12 protein-coding genes and 4 pseudogenes are annotated in these 17,778 nt (G+C 35.0%); 8 read left to right on the plus strand and 8 right to left on the minus strand.

The genetic code is table 11. From position 1 onward, the window contains the following. The first annotated feature begins 110 nt into the window (after positions 1-110). Positions 111-851 carry a GntR family transcriptional regulator gene (locus ACM6HU_RS06590; RefSeq protein ID WP_016113611.1) on the plus strand — a complete coding sequence of 247 codons (741 nt, stop codon included), beginning with the start codon at positions 111-113 and terminating at the stop codon, positions 849-851. 251 nt (positions 852-1,102) lie between these two features. On the opposite strand, the pseudogene ACM6HU_RS06595 reads toward ACM6HU_RS06590, so the two are convergent. After that, positions 1,103-1,301, minus strand: a pseudogene (locus ACM6HU_RS06595) (IS5/IS1182 family transposase); the annotation flags it as partial. A gap of 777 nt (positions 1,302-2,078) precedes the next feature. Between ACM6HU_RS06595 and ACM6HU_RS06600 the strand changes: the two are divergent. Both ACM6HU_RS06600 and ACM6HU_RS06605 read left to right on the plus strand, forming a co-directional pair. Continuing rightward, positions 2,079-3,467: an MFS transporter gene (locus tag ACM6HU_RS06600; RefSeq protein WP_088094087.1), complete on the plus strand. Its 1,389-nt coding sequence runs from the start codon at positions 2,079-2,081 to the stop codon at positions 3,465-3,467. Positions 3,468-3,483: 16 nt separating this feature from the next. After that, entirely contained in the window at positions 3,484-3,681 is a 198-nt protein-coding gene (locus tag ACM6HU_RS06605) for a hypothetical protein (RefSeq protein WP_414848082.1), read from the plus strand. A gap of 352 nt (positions 3,682-4,033) precedes the next feature. On the opposite strand, the pseudogene ACM6HU_RS06610 reads toward ACM6HU_RS06605, so the two are convergent. Further along, positions 4,034-4,202, minus strand: a pseudogene (locus tag ACM6HU_RS06610) (ABC transporter permease); the annotation flags it as partial. A gap of 629 nt (positions 4,203-4,831) precedes the next feature. Next, positions 4,832-6,583, minus strand: coding sequence for a dihydroxyacetone kinase subunit DhaK (dhaK, locus tag ACM6HU_RS06615; protein ID WP_088094086.1), 1,752 nt, complete (start codon positions 6,581-6,583; stop codon positions 4,832-4,834). Between the two features lie 272 nt (positions 6,584-6,855). Between dhaK and dhaS the strand changes: the two genes are divergently transcribed. Next, positions 6,856-7,428, plus strand: a complete 573-nt coding sequence (gene dhaS, locus ACM6HU_RS06620) for a dihydroxyacetone kinase transcriptional activator DhaS (protein WP_088094085.1) — start codon at positions 6,856-6,858, stop codon at positions 7,426-7,428. Positions 7,429-7,440: 12 nt separating this feature from the next. Then, entirely contained in the window at positions 7,441-8,439 is a 999-nt protein-coding gene (gene dhaQ / locus ACM6HU_RS06625; RefSeq protein WP_088094084.1) for a DhaKLM operon coactivator DhaQ, read from the plus strand. 6 nt (positions 8,440-8,445) lie between these two features. Here the strand turns inward: dhaQ and ACM6HU_RS06630 are convergent, their stop codons facing one another. Together ACM6HU_RS06630 and ACM6HU_RS06635 are read right to left on the minus strand one after the other, a co-directional pair. Further along, the gene (locus tag ACM6HU_RS06630; RefSeq protein ID WP_003205188.1) at positions 8,446-8,568 is read right to left on the minus strand and encodes a hypothetical protein; all 123 of its coding nucleotides are present in this window, start codon (positions 8,566-8,568) and stop codon (positions 8,446-8,448) included. 344 nt (positions 8,569-8,912) lie between these two features. Continuing rightward, positions 8,913-9,977, minus strand: coding sequence for a cell wall-binding protein (locus ACM6HU_RS06635; RefSeq protein WP_088094083.1), 1,065 nt, complete (start codon positions 9,975-9,977; stop codon positions 8,913-8,915). A 381-nt stretch (positions 9,978-10,358) separates the two neighbouring features. Here ACM6HU_RS06635 and ACM6HU_RS06640 point away from each other — a divergent pair, with 381 nt between their 5' ends. After that, the gene (locus ACM6HU_RS06640) at positions 10,359-11,372 is read left to right on the plus strand and encodes an N-acetylmuramoyl-L-alanine amidase family protein (RefSeq protein WP_016113603.1); all 1,014 of its coding nucleotides are present in this window, start codon (positions 10,359-10,361) and stop codon (positions 11,370-11,372) included. Positions 11,373-11,451: 79 nt separating this feature from the next. Here the strand turns inward: ACM6HU_RS06640 and ACM6HU_RS06645 are convergent. Then, positions 11,452-11,655, minus strand: a pseudogene (locus tag ACM6HU_RS06645) (IS3 family transposase); the annotation flags it as partial. A 227-nt stretch (positions 11,656-11,882) separates the two neighbouring features. Beyond that, entirely contained in the window at positions 11,883-13,136 is a 1,254-nt protein-coding gene (locus ACM6HU_RS06650; protein WP_088094081.1) for an MDR family MFS transporter, read from the minus strand. 102 nt (positions 13,137-13,238) lie between these two features. Between ACM6HU_RS06650 and ACM6HU_RS06655 the strand changes: the two genes are divergently transcribed. Then, positions 13,239-14,885 carry an ABC transporter substrate-binding protein gene (locus ACM6HU_RS06655; RefSeq protein WP_016113601.1) on the plus strand — a complete coding sequence of 549 codons (1,647 nt, stop codon included), beginning with the start codon at positions 13,239-13,241 and terminating at the stop codon, positions 14,883-14,885. Positions 14,886-15,050: 165 nt separating this feature from the next. On the opposite strand, the gene ACM6HU_RS06660 is transcribed toward ACM6HU_RS06655, so the two are convergent. Further along, positions 15,051-17,279: an N-acetylmuramoyl-L-alanine amidase family protein gene (locus ACM6HU_RS06660; RefSeq protein WP_016113600.1), complete on the minus strand. Its 2,229-nt coding sequence runs from the start codon at positions 17,277-17,279 to the stop codon at positions 15,051-15,053. Positions 17,280-17,509: 230 nt separating this feature from the next. On the opposite strand from ACM6HU_RS06660, the pseudogene ACM6HU_RS06665 reads away from it, so the two are divergent. After that, positions 17,510-17,716 (plus strand): annotated as a pseudogene (locus ACM6HU_RS06665) (hypothetical protein); the annotation flags it as partial. Positions 17,717-17,778: the final 62 nt, after the last annotated feature.

Below are 17,778 nucleotides of genomic sequence, written 5' to 3' on the forward strand. Positions count from 1 at the left end.
AATTTACGCGAAAAAGTAAGCTACAATAGAAAAAGAAAATAAACTACTATAAAACGAGAAGAAATAGAATTTATCGTCATGAATTTGAAAAACTATAGGGGTATAAGAAAATGAACAATAAACTTCATGAACTCAATAAACAAAAAAAACCACTATTCGTCATTGTGTATGACCAATTGTATAAATTAATCATGGATGGAACATTTCCTCTAGGCAGCCAACTTCCAACAGAACCCGAATTGGCCAAAATATTTGGTGTGAGCAGAATGACATTAAGACATGCTTTGGCACTTTTACAAGAAGATGGATTGGTTAAAAATATCCATGGAAAAGGAAATTTCATTACAAGATTTCATCATAATGAAAGTAGCGATGGCTTAGAGAAGCTGGGGAATCCCTTATATAAATGCTATACGGAAAAAATAGATGATATCGAACTTAATTTCCGAATTGACCTAGTAACGGACTATGCAATGCAAGTATTAAATCAACAGATGACTGCAGTGGTTGCGTTGGAACGCTGGTATAAAAATCACGATAAGATAGTAGCTTTTGCTTTTACTATGATGCCAATAGAAGCCGTTTCCAAATTGAACCTTGACTTACATAACGAGAAGCAAGTATTGGAAATGTTGGAGGAGAAAGTATATGAACTGGCTAACTCCTCTACCATTGAAATTAAACGTTCTAATTCCGCCAATACTCCGTCATTAAAATACCAAATTTTCCACGGGGAGGAATTTGATTTAATTTTAGAAAGTGTATATATCAGCGACAAATACCCTGTGGTTTATAATAAATACTATATACCAATAGAATTTAGTCAAATTAGGATTAAAGCATCTAAATAATCGAATGAACAATCCATTATCTCTTAGAAATTTCCATTCGTGGAGAGCTATAAGCGATAAAGTTCTATATTTAATTTAGAAGGAGCTGCCTCAAAGGTTCTTTTAAATGACTAAAACCCACGGAGAAAATAAATTTTCTCCGTGGGTTTTGTTGTTTTGGAAGTTTTGCCCTCAAACAAGTGCTTCTTTTAATTTCTCCAAATGCGGTATGAAACAACGTGTATCTGTCGGAATTTGGTGAAGAGAGTATCCTACAATAAACTGATTTTCTGTTCCTACTTGCACATTATATCCAGCTTTCAGTTGACCGTTTTTCATGTGGTCTTCTTTCATTCTCATAAACGTGGCATCTGGATCTGTCTTCGAGAAGCTATTACGATCACCGAAAGTCTCTTGATGTGACTCATATTTTTGTAGTCGTGGTAAATAGTCTTCTTTCAGTTTCTTATGTATTTTTCGTTTCTCTTGATACACTTTCTTTTTCTCTTTTTTTGCTCCCTTATCTTGTTCCTGTTCTACTTCCGTTTTCGCTTGTTCCACCTGTTTTTCTACTTGTTTTACCACTTGTGCTAATTGTTCAAAGGTGACCTTTCGAATAGGTTTTTCTGAACTCACTAGTAATCTATTTTTTGTTTGTGTGGTTACTTACAATTATAATGGGTGGGCGATTTTTTTGTAACAAAAAAGACAAATTCCAAAAGAAAGATGGGTTGTGAGCAAAGGAAAGGTATGATATCCTTTTCATTGTTCAGATGTATACAAGTTTTTAGACAACTATACAATATTGTATATCTCAAAGAGTCATCATGCATCGTCATGAAAGCGTAATCAAAAGGTAAGATGTTTTTGGTGTTCATGAAAATGCTTCCTTGTAAGCATCATAAGAAGGAAAGGCATGATATCCTTTTCAATATTCGGGTGCATACAAGTTTTTAAATAACCAGACAATATTATATAGTTCAAGGAGTTATTATGCATCACCATGAAAGCGTAATCAAAAGGTAAGATGTTTTTGGTTGTTCATGAAAACGGTTCCTTTTTAAACCCCATAAGAAGGAACGAACAAAAATCGGTACAACTGTACACAAGGAAGCCTCGCATATGAAACAAAAGGTGTAGAAATTACTGAAACCATCCTTTACAAAAGGATCAATTGGTAGTTAAAGGCCAGACAATCATGACTCAGGAAGAAAATTCCCTGAATAACAAGAAAAGAGGAATATAGCTATGTCTACAATCAATGAAGGTGTGAGCATGAAGAAAACTCAGGAATATAGTGCTAAGAAAGCAGTACCCGTTACCTTACTGTTATTTCTATTATGTTTGGTAATTGACAATTCGTTTAAGATTATTTCTGTTGACATGGCAAAGGATTTTCACATTTCAGTGACAACAGTTAGCTGGCAAGCAACCCTAGCTGGCCTTGTAATTGGAATTGGGGCAGTGGTTTACGCAGCTTTAGCGGATTCCGTTAGTATCAGAAAACTTTTTAGCATTGGTATTATTTTAATATGTGTCGGTTCAGCCATGGGGTATATTTTTCAACACTCGTTTTTACTAGTTGTTATCTCACGAATTATCCAAACTGCCGGTTTAGCATCAGCTGAAACCTTATATGTGATATTTGTAACAAAACATTTACCTGCAAATGAACAAAAGAAATTTTTAGGATTAAGTACAAGCAGTTTTGCTCTTTCACAGCTTATCGGTGCATTAACTGGAGGTTATGTTTCAACATATTTCCATTGGACAACTCTATTTTTACTTTCTTTAGTAACACTTTTCACTCTTCCTTTTATTTTAAAGTATCTTCCTAAGGAAGAAGCGAAAAACAGTAATGTAGATGTATTAGGATTATTTCTAGTTGGAATCATTTCAGCATCCCTACTACTATATATTTCAGATTTCAATTGGATGTACCTTCTCTTGTTTATTGTTGCAATAGCCTTGTTCCTTACTTATATCAGTAAGAACTCAAAAGCGTTTATCGGAATCTCATTCTTTCAAAATAAACAGTTTATCTCATTGCTTGGCGTTGCTTTTGTAATTTACTCTGTACAGTTAGCATACATTTTCTTATTCCCATTCTTGCTTGAAAAGATTTATGGTTTACAGCTAGATACCATTTCCCTACTATTGATTCCAGGCTATATAGCAGCTACTATAGTCGGAGCTCTTTCTGGAAAAGTTGCAAAAGTTATGGGAAGCAAGCAATGTATTACACTCGCTATGTCTAGCATTATCGTCAGCTTACTATTAGGCGGATTCTTTATAAACACTTCTGTTGTTGTATTCGTAATATCTATGGTTCTATTCTCTAGTTCATTTGCATTCATGTATGCACCATTACTTGATTCTTGCATTTGTACAATTGAGAAAGAAAAAACAGGAACAGCAATCGGATTTTATAATTTAACACTTAATGTCGCGATGTCAATCGGAATTGCCTACACAGCGGCAATGATGGACCATTCCGCAATGCGAAAAAGCTTCATAGGGATTACAAGTAATTTGGATGCTTCCATGTTTAGTAATATCCTATTCATCCTCGTACTCGTTACCCTTTTCAGTTTATCTCTGTACTGGGTATTAGTAGGACGAAAAGCGACAAAATAGCTTTATAAAGGTTCTGTTGCAAAGTTACCCAAAACATAGAGAATCTAGGGTTGCATCGTTAAATGGTTATGCAACAATTCCTGTAATTCGTTATACACCGAAAAGGCGGAGTCTATTTGAAGACTTCGCCTTTGTTTGTATAGGGCATGAATGGTTTCAATGCCTTTTATTGTACGAGAATCATGCCGGAGAGTTTGAAATCCCGATGACCTAGCAAGAGGAAGTTTTGCTATGTTTGAACCCCAAATGAACTAGGAGTACCCGTTATCTGTTGATAATGTTTTTCCTTCTGAATTCATTGTTACTCGCTCCTTCTACCATTTTGCTTTTCCCATTTTTAAACGATTCAAACAAACCACTTTCTCTTACACCTTGTAGAGATAGATTACCGTTTCCTTGTAACATACTAGACATAGGATTATCTTCTGCGGATCCAGATGGTTCGATATACTGGAATCCATCAGCAGTTCCACCAGATGCCAAAAGATAATTATAATTTTTAACATACTTTGATTTGGCTAATTTTTCTGTAAGAGGAGTAAATTCATCCTCTTTTCCACTATTCATTAGGCCCATAAAATCAGGAGATAATTCAACATCAGCCCCTAATTTTTTTCTTGCAGCATCAGTTGCTTTTTGAGATGCATGCTGGATTGTGAATCCTGCCAGCACTAAATTTGTAACAATCAAAAAGATTACCACCAAAATGAATGATGTTTCTTTTCGTTTTTTCATACTGAGAATTGCTCGTTTTATCCCGCATTAACGGGCAGTAAGACCCCCACCTCAAAATTCAGCGAAAGCAAAGAAGTTAGGTGGGGGATCAACTGCCCGTAAAAGCCCGATTCGTTCAACTAATAATCAGTGGGGGATGAAGAAAACCCCCACTGATTAAAGTTTCACTTTATAAAATTCATTTTTTCTAACCTCCTTGATAGCTTTTATTCTATATACGCTATCTGGAGTCTGTATGGAGATATTCAGTAGTTTATCTAGAGGGATACGGAGTTTATATGTAGTTATTCATGTATATATTTCTAACGGGTTCTGTTGGAGAAGAAATTACAAAACGTTTAGTTTGAATGAGACAATATAAAAACAAAAAAGGTACCTGCTGCTTCATGAGGCCACTGAAAAAGTCCACTTCATAAAAAAAAGGAGTCCATCACCTACTATATACAGGTGATGAGCTCCTTTTTTTCAACATATTGATAAAATGCGTGTTATTTTTTCAAAGCAAACACTTTTTCAGTACCTACTGCTTCATAAGGTACCTTTTTTATCGGACTTTTCCTCTTTCTTATTTTCCTTCTATTCACCTACACAATTGAGAGTTTCCAGTATCCAGAAACACCAAACTGCCATTATTTTAGGCTGCGAGAAAGCTCCGTAAATATAATCCCTAATGCAAAGGCACCAGCATCAGGATAACCTAAGCTTCTTTCACCAACCGTACCAGCGCGGCCCATTCGAGCGACGATTTCTTTTGTATATTCTGCTCCCTTAACGGCAGCCTCTGCTCCTTTTTCAAAAGCAGTCTTAAAGTCCACGCCAGCTGCAGCACTTTCTGACCAAGAATTGACACAAGGTACAAGCGCATCTACAAGCGTCTTATCGCCTACTTCTGCTCCTCTTCCGAAAGAGCGCTCACCGATAGACTGTATACCATGAAGTGCAGCTTGCAACATTTCAGCAAACTCTCCAACTGTTAATTCCATTTTCCCTTCCATCGCCTTACCTGCAGCTCGGAAAGCTCCACCCCAAATTGGACCAGAAGCTCCTCCGCAATGTTCCATAATCACCATAGAGCACGAATCAAGGAAAGTCCCTATATTTAAACGTTCTTGATCTAAAATCGAGCTCCATTCACGCTTTAATTGTTTAAATCCTTTCGCAACGCTCATTCCAAAATCACCATCACCTGCATGCGTATCCAATTCGCAGAATGGCACTTCGTTCTTAATAATAACTTCGCTCATTTTATCTATAAGATAAATCATATTATTTAATGTGATTACCTCATTTTTAATGATCGCATGTTCTTCCGCTGTTTCCGTCTCAAAGAAAACAGGCTTCTCTTCTTCGTGCTCCGCAATATCAACGTATTCTACACTCTCAATTGGTCCATCTACTTTAAACGCAGGTGTATTACATTCTTTCGATAGCAATGTCTTCAGCTCATCGTCTAGTTTCATCACTGTTAGAGAAATTCCAGCCATATCGATACTCGTCATATAATTACCGACAAACGTTCTATTGATTCGTATATTTCTTTTACTTAACTCTCTCGTAACTGCATTGTTAAACAGATACAGTTCTTGAAGCGGTGTACCGCCAAATCCATTTACTAGAACAGCAATTTCAGCATCTTCATCTAGTTCTAAATCTTTCACAAGGTCATTTGTCATGCGTAAAGCCAATTCGTCTGCAGTCGCAATTTTTTCACGTTTTCTGCCTGGCTCTCCATGAATGCCAACGCCATATTCCATTTCATCTTCACCTAATTTGAAAGTAGGTGATCCACTCGCCGGAACCGTGCAGGAAGTTAATGCGAGACCAATTGTTCGAACATTTGCCGCTGCTTTTTCCGCTACAGCTTTCACCTGCATCAAATCCATACCTTCTTCCGCTGCTGCACCGGCTATTTTATGTACCAACACAACTCCTGCAACACCGCGGCGCCCTACTGTATAAAGACTATCCTCTACCGCAATATCATCATCTACGCGGACATATTCTACTTGAATGCCATCCTCCGTAGCTAAGTGAGCACCATTTTTAAAGTTCATGATATCTCCACTGTAATTCTTAATAATTAGTAGCGTACCTTTTTTACTAGCTGTTGCCTTAATTGCCTGATATACCTGTATTTGCGTCGGAGAAGCAAATACGTCTCCGCATACCGCAGCATCCAGCATTCCTTTTCCTACTAACCCCGCATGTGCCGGTTCATGTCCACTACCGCCACCGCTGATTAAAGTTACCTTATTTTCGTTCATTTCTTTTTTCTTAATGACCTTATACTTTTTTAATAACTCGAGTTCCGGATGAGCCATAACCATCCCATTGCACATCTCCATAACGAGAGTTTCAGGTTTATTTACAATTTTTTTCATTTGTTATTCCTCCTCTATAAGTTTTGTTACATGCTTCGCAAACCAATTCGTATCCACACTTCCATAATTTTATTAATTCATAGGAAATTCCTGCCACGGTACATTCTCTTCTGAATTATGATATATTCGAAAGCGCATTCTTATTAACTATAGTAAAATGAAAGCGTTTTATGGTAAACGGACAAAATGAACGATTTGTCTAAAGACACCCACTTCATTTATAGGTAGGATGTTAATTATTAAAAACGAATAAAGCTGTAGGGATGATTATAATGACCTCTTCTATCATTTCAAAAAAAATCATAGCCAACTCATTAAAAAAATTAATGGAAACTGAACCTTTCCATAAAATATCCGTGAGTGACATTATGTTAAATTGTCAGATGCGCAGGCAAACTTTTTATTATCACTTTAAAGATAAATTTGAATTGTTAAGTTGGATTTATAAAGAAGAAACAAAAGAGAATATTATAGACTTTCTTGATTATGAAAAATGGGAAAATATTTTCGACCTATTATTTGATTACTTTTACCAAAACCAATGCTTCTACCGAAATGCATTTAAAGTAATCGAGCAAAATTCATTTAATTATTATCTCTTTGAACATACGAAAAACTTATATCTCAAAATCATCGATGAACTATTAATTGGCTGTAAATTAGCAATTTCTGCGGTGAAAAAAGATACACTGGCCTCTTTTTATAGTCACGGATTTGTTGGGACAATAAAAGATTGGATTGAGAATCATTGCGCTATTGATCCGTCTATCATGTCTTCGATGATGAAAAATATGATAAACAACCAATTAGTCCTTTTACTAAAGCAATCAGCAGACAAATCATAAGGTGGAAAAACAATGAAAAAAATTATGAATGATGTTCAAAATATTGTTCAAGATATGTTGCATGGTTTTTATTTTGAACATAACGATAGAATATCTTATAACCGAGAACACAACATCATTTATCAGAAAGACCTTGCCGAAATTGGGCAAGATGTTTCCATTATAAGTGGCGGCGGTAGCGGGCATGAACCAGCTGATGTTGGTTATGTCGGAAAAGGCATGCTTTCAGCGGCAGTCAATGGAGAAATTTTCACCCCTCCTACACCAGAACAATTATTAGCGGCTATTCGCTTAGTACCCAAAGACAAGGGCGTCCTATTAATCATTAAAAACTTTCAAGCTGACGTGGAAAGCTTTTTAACTGCTGAATCTTTAGCAAAAGAAGAAGGAAGACTTGTTGATCATGTAATTGTGAATGACGATGTTTCCATTGAAGATGATGCTTCCTTTAATAAAAGAAGACGAGGAGTAGCTGGTACGGTTTTCGTTCATAAAATACTCGGAGCAGCAGCTCTTGAAGGCTATTCATTACAACAATTAACAGGCATCGGCCATTCTGTTATTCGGAATCTGCATACATTAGGAGTTGCGCTCTCTCCAGCAACCGACCCTATCCAAGGAAAGGCTTCTTTTACCTTACAAGACAATGAAGTCTTTTACGGAGTCGGCATCCATGGAGAGAAAGGATACCGAAAAGAAGTATTATCTTCTTCTGAAAAATTGGCAATCGAGCTTATGAATAAGCTCAAAAGTATTTACCGCTGGAAAAAAGGTGATAAGTTTGCCATCTTGATTAATGGATTAGGTGCTACTCCATTAATGGAACAGTATATCTTCGCAAATGATATTCGCCGTTTGTGTGAGCTTGAAGGATTAGATATTCGATTTGTCAAAGTCGGAACCCATCTAACCTCCTTAGACATGCAAGGCACTTCATTAAGCTTACTTAAAATAGAAGATCCACTTTGGGAAAAATGGTTAAAAGCGGATGTTGAGGTGGCTAGCTGGTAGTTTCAATTAGCTTGAAAAGGTGTTTTCCATATGTGAAAACACCTTTATATTGTTTAGAATCCTTTGTTCTTCTTTAAATTGTAGTGCCCATTCTGGTGTATGCTCCTCAATAACAACTTGCTTATCCATAGTTCTGTCTCCCTACTCGTTTTTTGCTTGAATATAACACCAACTTAAGATACATAAAACTATTAGATCCCGTATATACATGAAGCCTACATAACATTTCATTATCAAAATTTCAAATTAACTTTCTGGTCTAAAACTTTATTTTAATAAAAATTCTTTTTCCTAAATAAACACTAATTTTGCCCATAGAAAAATCCCCTCCATAGTAAACAGATTAATGTGCTTTCTTTTTACTGTCTACAATAAGGGGATCATATCATCGTACCACCTTCTTTTTTATATCACTCTTTAATCCCCGCTATTCGTGGGCAGTAAGTCCCCCACTGACGGACTCTTTCTTTCGTTTAATAATATTTCAGTTCACTCTCCGGTGTTTGTACAATCACAGGACTTTTAGCAGGATTTAACCATCTTAAAACAGAAAGAACATTTTCCCGAGATATTGCTGTGCAACCGTATGTATACATATCTGAAATATGGAAGAAAATCGCCGAGCCAGCTCCAGCTATTCGTTCTGTATTATAGTTAATCACAAACCCATAATCATATTGAGGAATATTCATATTTTCGGCACTGCTCCAACGGCCATTTGCTGGTTTTTGCTGCCACGTGTTATATAAAGATGAATTAGAATCATCCACCCAAACATCATTTGATGTAATTTGTCGATATGGTAGTTTTGTTCCTGGATTACCGTAGCGACCAAAAGCTGTTCCAATTGTATATTTACCGCGCGGAGAACTTTTTCCTCCTTCTGCCATTGTATAAGCAAATCCATTACGTCCAATATATCCTTGCATAGCAGCATACACTGGATACCATTTATTATTTCGCTTCTCGAATGTTTGAATTTCTGCCTTACTAGTTCCATAATCATTTGCCGTCACAAGAATAAGCTGTTGATTTTCTCCTATTGTATATAAATAGTCAGCATCATTGCTTGCAACCCATACACCGCTATTCTCAAAGTAATACAATGCCCCGCCTATTTTATTCCAACCAATCTCCATTCCACCATTGCTATTCATATAAAACCAATTCATTCCGTCAAAATACCAATCTGTTTTCATTACGCCATTACTCTCAAAGTAATACCATGTTCCCTGAACCTTTTTCCATCCTGTCTCCATTCCACCATTGCTATTCATATAAAACCAATTCGTTCCATCAAAATACCAATCTGTTTTCATTACGCCATTACTCTCAAAGTAATACCACGTTCCTTGAATCTTTTTCCATCCGCTTGCCGGCACATTATTCACATAGTAATACCAATTGTTTTGTTCAAACACCCAGCCATCTTTTACGATAATTTGCTGATTTCCACCTGTATTTACTCCTGCAAAACTTTGTATAGGTGCTATTAATAAGCTTCCTGCTACACATATTGATGCAATCATTCGCTTCATTACATTTCTCCTCTTTTTCTTTACAGAATATACACTTACATTTTTAAAATATCTAACAAAAAAATTTTCTAGCATCCTATGAAAAATGCTAGAGAATCAAAACCACATTGCTAATTTTTACGAATTTCTTCCTTCTATAATAGAATGGAAAAGAAACAGCTAGCAAGAAGGATTTTAAAACTCCTTTGCATACTAATGATAATAGTGATTTTATTCCTTATTAACAGATAATAAGGAATAAGACCCTTACAGAAAGAAATGATTCTGATACTTTCGTAACATCTTTGTAACACATTCGTAATAAAAGTATTGAATTTGTTTTATTATTCAGATATATTAGTAGTAGAGAAAGGCATTTTTCTAAAAAAGGAGCAGATTATTATGAAAAAACAAATCGTTAGTATGTTATTTGTTGCAGGTATATTGTTTAGCGGAATACAACCTCATGTTTATGCAGAAACAAATAAACAGTCTACTCCAATAACGGGTTGGGTACAAAAACAACATGCATGGTATTACTACATAAATGGAAAAATGGAAACAGGATGGGTAAACACAAATAACAATTGGTATTTCCTTGAAAAAAATGGTGTCATGAAAACTGGATGGTATCAAGAAGGACCACATTGGTATTTTTTAAATAAAGATGGCGCTATGCACACTGGATGGCTAAACCAAGATGAAAAGTGGTACTTCTTCAATAAAAACGGTGCTATGCAGTATGGATGGGTTTCCGACAGTGGGAAATCGTATTTTCTTGGAAAAAATGGTGTCATGAAAACTGGATGGCATCAAAGCTCACCATATGAATGGTACTACTTAAATAAAGATGGCGCTATGCACACTGGATGGGTTCTTGATCAAAACAAATGGTACTTTTTAAATGCAAAGGGTATTATGCAAACGGGTTGGGTACTCGACCAAAACAAATGGTACTTCCTTGATAAAAGCGGTGCAATGAAAACTGGATGGTTTGTCGACGATCGATTACAATGGTACTATCTCGATAAAGACGGTGCATGGAATCCTGATGCAAAACCAACTTCTATTCTATACAACGTTCAAGGAACATGGTCAGAACAAGAACTACCGACGAAACCACCGTATATCGGCCCAGCTTTCACAATGATGAAGATTAGTCCTATTTCTGAAAACGAAGCAGTTGTCGGTGTATCTTCTTATTCCGATAACGCTGAAGATATAGCATATATAGACGGTACTGTAACATTCAAAAATAATAAAGCAACTTTAATTTTTGATCAATTTGGTAAAAAAGGGCAAATTGATATTGAAATCTTAGATGACAAAGCATTGTTAAATATTAAACTTCTAAGAAGTTCGGATGAGTGGAACTTAATTCAAGGGAAACATACATTGCCTATTTATAGAAGATAAGATTTCATAAAAAAGAGGAGAACCAATATATGAACTGTACCCTATAAAATGGACAGTTTAATAAAAAGACCTTTAAAAATTAAGCACTTAAAAGATGGTTCCGGTATTGTACCGGAACCATCTTTTTGAGAGTCCATTGATAACGATCATAATTATAATCTTGTATATAATTCTCGATTACTAGTTGAAGAGATTGAAACGTTTGACAACACTTATAGTCTAATTCATCTTTCATATGACCAAAAAAGGATTTCATTGAGGCATTATCTAGACAGTTTCCTCGGTTTTCTTTCACAGCTTTTATTTTAAAATCAGAACCATAGGTAATAGAACGTTCCTATACCTTCACGACATTTTCATTCTTCTCTAGTTGTTCATTTGTATTTCATTAAAAATAATTTTACTCATTTCCCGTACCTCACTTTTATCCCGCATTAACGGGCAGTAAGACCCCCACTGATTAAAGTTTCACTTTATCATTGTTTCCATTATAACTATTAAAGTATTATATTATGATGACATTTTCTTCAATATTTCTTTAGACTGAATATCTTTTTTAATAAACAATCCAGTGTATAAGAGGAATGTGCCAATTATCACAATGATTCCAATGTAAACGGACATTATCGTAGGAATCAAGAAAGCACCAACGATAATGGTAATTCTTGCAATCAGGTCAGCACCAATATCTGATAGACCTGCAAAAGCTGAATAAGATCCTCTTTTATCAGCCGGGATCATATTAGCTTGTTCTGCATTTCTGACAGGCGAGTAGACAAGTTCACCAACAGTAGCAATAAAATTAAAAATAATAAGTACGTACCAAGTGTTTGCAGATGTTACTGTTACATATCCTACACCATAGAGAACCAGACCTAAGAGTAACGCCTTCTTTCCACTTAAACGATCTGTAAATTTATTCACAATAAACGTCAAACATACCACTAAAAGCATATTTTGTATGTTAAGAATACTCAGCATCCTTACTCCTACTATTTCAAAGTTCCCAACGTTTATTGTATTAAATGTTTCTGAAAGTCGTATACCTATATAGCTATTTAAAGAGAACTCTGCCGCAAATATGCATGTAGATCCTATTACAACTTTTAAAAATGCTACATCTTGAATAGCAATTTTATAGTTTTGGATTAGATCCAATACTATACTTTCATGTTTTTGTTCTAAGAAATTATTAAATTCAGCAACTAACCACAATTTATAGGTAATTGGTAGTGTAGCAGAAACCAAGGTTAGTAATATAAATAACTCTTTTTGGTGATTCATGTATAAAAAACCACCTAATGCAGCACCAATTGCCATCGAAAGATTCATAAGCCAATAGTCAATTGTATAAACAGCCTTTCGATTTTCTGGTGTAGTTGAATCTATTATTATAGCGTGCATGGATGGACGACCAAGACTACTAGATATTACAAAACCTACATAAGCAATTGCAAATAACCAAATCAACTTATCTGTAGGATATAAACTTAAGGTCATTAATAAAAACATTACAGCACTAGAAGAAGAAGTTAACAATAAAACTTTCTTCCGTTGAAAACGATCTGAAATGTAACCTCCAATTAAACTTGAAAAAAAACTTAAAATAACAGTCGAGATTAAAAATAACCCGGCCCATACTTTATTTATTTCTTGAGCAAAAAACAATGCCATGAAAGGCATTACTGCTGATGTAACAGCACGATTAAAAAATGATGTAATTAAGCGTACTTTTATATTTTGCTCAAAGTCTTTCCAATTCATAGTATCTCCTCCTTTTATCTAATGTTATATTAAACTAGACTTATTAAACTGAAAATGGACATATCTAGAAAAATATGTCTACTTATAGAAGGAGATAGGAAAATGGATAAAAATTTATTGGATCTATGGCAATCATTTTCTTCAGGACACATAAAAATAAAAGACCTAGCAGACTTTTTAAGTTTAAGTACAAAGCAAACAGTACGTTACTTACATAAATGGATGGATGAAGGTTGGCTAATTTTCAATTCTGGAAAAGGAAGAGGACACACTTCCTCTCTTCAATGGCTTAAAAATATAGAACAAATCTATGAGTCACAAGTGATGGAGATTATGGATCAACAACCTGTTGAAAAAAGCAGTAAATATTTACTATATAATTGGTCTCCAAACGGTAAACTACGTTTGATGACTAAGTTTCACTCAAAATTTGGCTATATACATAATTCGGATGATAAATTAATTATTCCTAGAAGAAAGCCCTTTTTAACAACACATCCACTAGAGGCTGCCGATGTACATAGTGCACACATTGTCGCAAACGTGTTCAATCGACTTGTTTATATGGATGAAAAGGGGAACATATTTCCTGAAATAGCTCATAGTTGGGATTTAACTCAATCTAAGCTTAGACTATACTTAAAAAAGTCCATAAAATTTCATGATGGATCCATCTTAACAGCGACTGACGTGAAACTATGTCTCTCAAAACTACGGAGTCATAAATACTATAAAGACTTATGGGCACCAATAGAGAAAATAGATATTGTATCACCATTAATTATTGACATACATTATCCGGATGGTTGTAGCTATTGTTTACAAATGTTATGTATGATAAATACAAGCATTTATAAAGAAAATAACGGTCTAATTGTAGGAACTGGTGGTTTTTATATAGGAGAGAATAACCAGGAAAAGACATCCTTGATAGCATTTAATGATTATTTTCAGGAAAGGCCATTGCTAGATACAGTAGAATTCATTCAGGTTCCTCTAGAATTTGATACTATTTATCAATCTTCCAAGCGCAACGAGAACACTTCCACCTTTCAAGTAGAAAGAAATTCTGGCTTTGGCGTTATAATTATGAATGCCTGGCGTAATTCATCTATTCAACGAATCGATGTTCGTAACTACTTACATTATATTATTACTAAGAATATCAATCATATCCATGAATATGACTTTAATAAGATCCCCAACCCTACGAGTTGCTTGAAGGAAATAGATCATCAAATCGATATGCGACAAAAATCACGCCCCACATTTAAAGAACCACTTATTATAAAAGCTACTCAGTATACAGAAAAACTGACAAAGTGGTTAATGAATGTCTTAGAAAAAGAAAATATACCTTTTCTAGTCAAATGGGTTCCTTTTGAAAGCTATCTGAGAGATGAAAAACTTAATGAGCAAGTTGATCTCTTTATTCATGGTGAGGTATTCGAGATGAATCAAGAGATATCATTTTATTATTTTCTAACAGCTAGATATTCACCGTTGGCTAAGATTGTAAAAACAAATGAAACAATAAAAAAACACCTTGATAGATACAAACGTACACATTTTGAAAAGTGGCCCTCATTAAATAAAAACCTTGAAAAAGAACTGATAGAATCCTCTATTATGATTCCCCTATATTATGATAAATGTCAGATTCCTTTTTCATCAGATCTAACGAATATTAGGATGAAATATTTTGGATATGTGGATTTTTCTCAACTTTGGGTAAGGCCTTTAGTTTAAAAGCTACAAGAAATCTGATACACCTGTAATAATTATCACCCAATTTTGGGTACGGAAACATCGCCATCAAGTTAATAAAAATCCTCCAGATGCTGAAAGCATCTGGAGGCTGTGGGGATCTCATTTAGCGAGTCATATTTATAAAAAATAGATTTTTTTTGATGATTAATAACCTTTGTGGCCATGACTGTCAAATGTATAGGTTTTTCCGTTAATTTCAATCTTCGTATCTGTATAAATTGAACCATCCTGTTTAGCATAATACGTAAAGTATCCGTAATAAGGGAAATGATACCCACCACCAACTGAGAACCATCCTATCTTAGCTGCTCCAGATTCATCGAAGTAATACCATTTACCATCGATTTCTTGCCAGCCCGTTTGCATTACGCCTTTATCGTCATAATGGTATATCTTACCATCAACTTTATCAAATCCTGTTAGCTTAGCTTCTCCGTCATGATTAAAATAATATCTTTTTCCATCAATGGTTTCATGTCCATCAAAAGTATAGTGTGCGCCATCTTTGAAATGATATTTCTTTCCATCAATCGTTTTCCAACCAGAATAAGTAGCTCCTTCTTCTAAGCTATAATAGTGGATTGCATCCTTCTCGCTTCCATCCGGTTGAGGGAAAGCTCTCTTTTCAGTCACTCCTAATTTTCTAATAGCACCGTTTTTCTCAAAGGCTAGTTGTTTCTCGTTCAAAATAACAGTTGTAGGAGTAGTTAGTGCGTTTCCATTCAGATCAGAAGCTCTCTCAAGCATGCCTTTATCGGAAAAGTGAAGAATGACACTTTGATCTTCTAGACGCAGTTTATTTTTAGTAGGTTGGTAATTTTGGAAATCGTAAATTTTACCATCGATTTCCCGCAAACCTTCTTTAACCAACGCTCCAGAAGCATCAGAATAGTAATTATCTCTCCATGCTGATCGTTGCAAAGCACCAGAATCATTAAAGTGATAGTACTTACCCTCAATTTGTGAATTTATTCCTGAAGCCATCATGTTAGACTCCGGATTAAAATAATACGTATTCCCCTCAATTTTCTGCCAACCCTTCAAGAGAACTCCTGAAGCATCTGCATAATACCAACCAGGATTTTGCGTACCTTGGTTTACCCAACTATTTTTAATCAATTTTCCAGTAGAATCATATGCAGTCCATATAGAGCTATCACCTTTATCATTACTTCTGAACTCTATTCCGTCATAATTCTGTTTCTCATTTTCTTTCCCAGGGTACCATTCCCTTAACCAGTTATGAATTTCATTGTTAGTTTTTGCAGTGAAACGAATTTCGGATTTGAAACTCCAATCAGTACCAAATTGTTGAACATAAGAATTACCAGCCAAACTTACTCCATTCTTGTTTTTTAAATAGAATTGGAATTTATTATCATGAGAATTACCGGTCTGAACAAGTTCAAACACTTCATCATCACCAATCGAATCAGAATATTGAAGTGCATTTCCTTCTTTCCCTGAAAGATATTTTGAACCTGTTTTTACCAATACTTTATTCGTCCCTTTTTTATAGGGGATAATTTGATAAGGTTTACCGTCATTTAGTATACTAAATGGTAGTGTAATAGGTGTCTCTAGGATTTTTGTAGATTCCGCCAATATATTAGTTGACCGGTTATTAAAATCCGCACGAGCTTCAGGGTTATTCGTAACATAATTAGAAAGAACTTCTCTGCCTACTGGATGTGAAGTCAATGTTGCTATCTTCTTTTCTTCTTCTGTTAAATAAGAGAATAGGTCAGTAAATAAACCTTTAAATCCGTCAAGAGAACGTTCTCCAAATTTTTTCTTATAAAATTCGTCACGAAGAATTACATTTTGACCAGATGTTTTTTCTACATATATAGTATTAACTTGGTTAAGCGCAACTCCCGTTTTTCCTTCATTTAATTGCGCTTGTGTAATATAAAGAAGATTGTGTTCTGAAACAGATTCTGCATCAGGATTTAGATCTACAATGGTACCCGCTTCTGTAAGCTTAAGCTGCTGTCCTGATTTTAATTTATGAATTTCACTTTTTCCATCTGGATAAAGTACTTTAATCTGCTTAGTAAAATTCGAATCATTTTTCGTATGATGCATAGAGATATTGAATTCCCCAGATTTAAAATTAGGAGCTCTGTAAGATACATTCTCTGCATAGGGACCAGTGTAATCAGTTAAGTCGGGATCCCCTGTAGATATTCCAAGTCCTTCATAAATGTCTTTCACTATACCTAATGAAGTAATCGTCACATCGAGTACGGTACCTATCCCTGCGCTAGCCTTGTTTTCTGCAATAGGAGCTACTGAAAAAAGAATACCTAATGCCGCTGCGGTAGGAATGACTTTCTTTCCAATTCCAATTGTATTAAATTTTTTCTTCATTTTTATTGTCCTCTCTTAGTAAGATTTAGCCTAGATTGCTTACATGTAACACTGTGAAAAATAAATATATAAAGACTGTCGTATGTTGATTTAAAAATATAAAATCAATATTTATAAGTTCATCTTAGTTTAAATACCTTTCATTTTTCTTGCGGAAGTGTTACAAAACTCTTTCGTTAGTATCTTATAAAATTCCGAATTTTATAAGATATTCTGTATTTTTCAGCTTGGCCGCTATACAGAAAAACACCCAAGAAATAACAAAGATTCTAATCCCCCTATTCCACCTAGTACAGAAAAATGGTCGGAAATCTCATCGATATGAGAAGAAAACAGTCTTTGATATTATGGGTGTTGTCTATGCGTATGATGGATTGAGAAGACAAAAGAAAGCTGCATCATTTTTAAGGACAAAAAGTATCTTAAGAGTTTTTTAGTTCATTTGAACGAAAATTTATTTTGTTTTCGTTCTTAAGTTAATGGGCATGGGGCATGTACA

Origin of the sequence: Bacillus sp. IT-79MI2 (genome assembly GCF_949768135.1) — a bacterium.
GTDB lineage: Bacteria > Bacillota > Bacilli > Bacillales > Bacillaceae_G > Bacillus_A > Bacillus_A pseudomycoides.

Bases quoted from the DNA above. Each gene is read 5' to 3' on its own strand.
- ACM6HU_RS06635 (WP_088094083.1), bottom strand. From the start codon at position 9,977: ATGAAGCGAATGATTGCATCAATATGTGTAGCAGGAAGCTTATTAATA.
- ACM6HU_RS06640 (WP_016113603.1), top strand. From the start codon at position 10,359: ATGAAAAAACAAATCGTTAGTATGTTATTTGTTGCAGGTATATTGTTT.
- ACM6HU_RS06600 (WP_088094087.1), top strand. From the start codon at position 2,079: ATGTCTACAATCAATGAAGGTGTGAGCATGAAGAAAACTCAGGAATAT.
- ACM6HU_RS06630 (WP_003205188.1), bottom strand. From the start codon at position 8,568: ATGGATAAGCAAGTTGTTATTGAGGAGCATACACCAGAATGGGCACTA.
- ACM6HU_RS06655 (WP_016113601.1), top strand. From the start codon at position 13,239: ATGGATAAAAATTTATTGGATCTATGGCAATCATTTTCTTCAGGACAC.
- ACM6HU_RS06660 (WP_016113600.1), bottom strand. From the start codon at position 17,279: ATGAAGAAAAAATTTAATACAATTGGAATTGGAAAGAAAGTCATTCCT.
- dhaQ (WP_088094084.1), top strand. From the start codon at position 7,441: ATGAAAAAAATTATGAATGATGTTCAAAATATTGTTCAAGATATGTTG.
- dhaS (WP_088094085.1), top strand. From the start codon at position 6,856: ATGACCTCTTCTATCATTTCAAAAAAAATCATAGCCAACTCATTAAAA.
- ACM6HU_RS06650 (WP_088094081.1), bottom strand. From the start codon at position 13,136: ATGAATTGGAAAGACTTTGAGCAAAATATAAAAGTACGCTTAATTACA.
- ACM6HU_RS06590 (WP_016113611.1), top strand. From the start codon at position 111: ATGAACAATAAACTTCATGAACTCAATAAACAAAAAAAACCACTATTC.
- dhaK (WP_088094086.1), bottom strand. From the start codon at position 6,583: ATGAAAAAAATTGTAAATAAACCTGAAACTCTCGTTATGGAGATGTGC.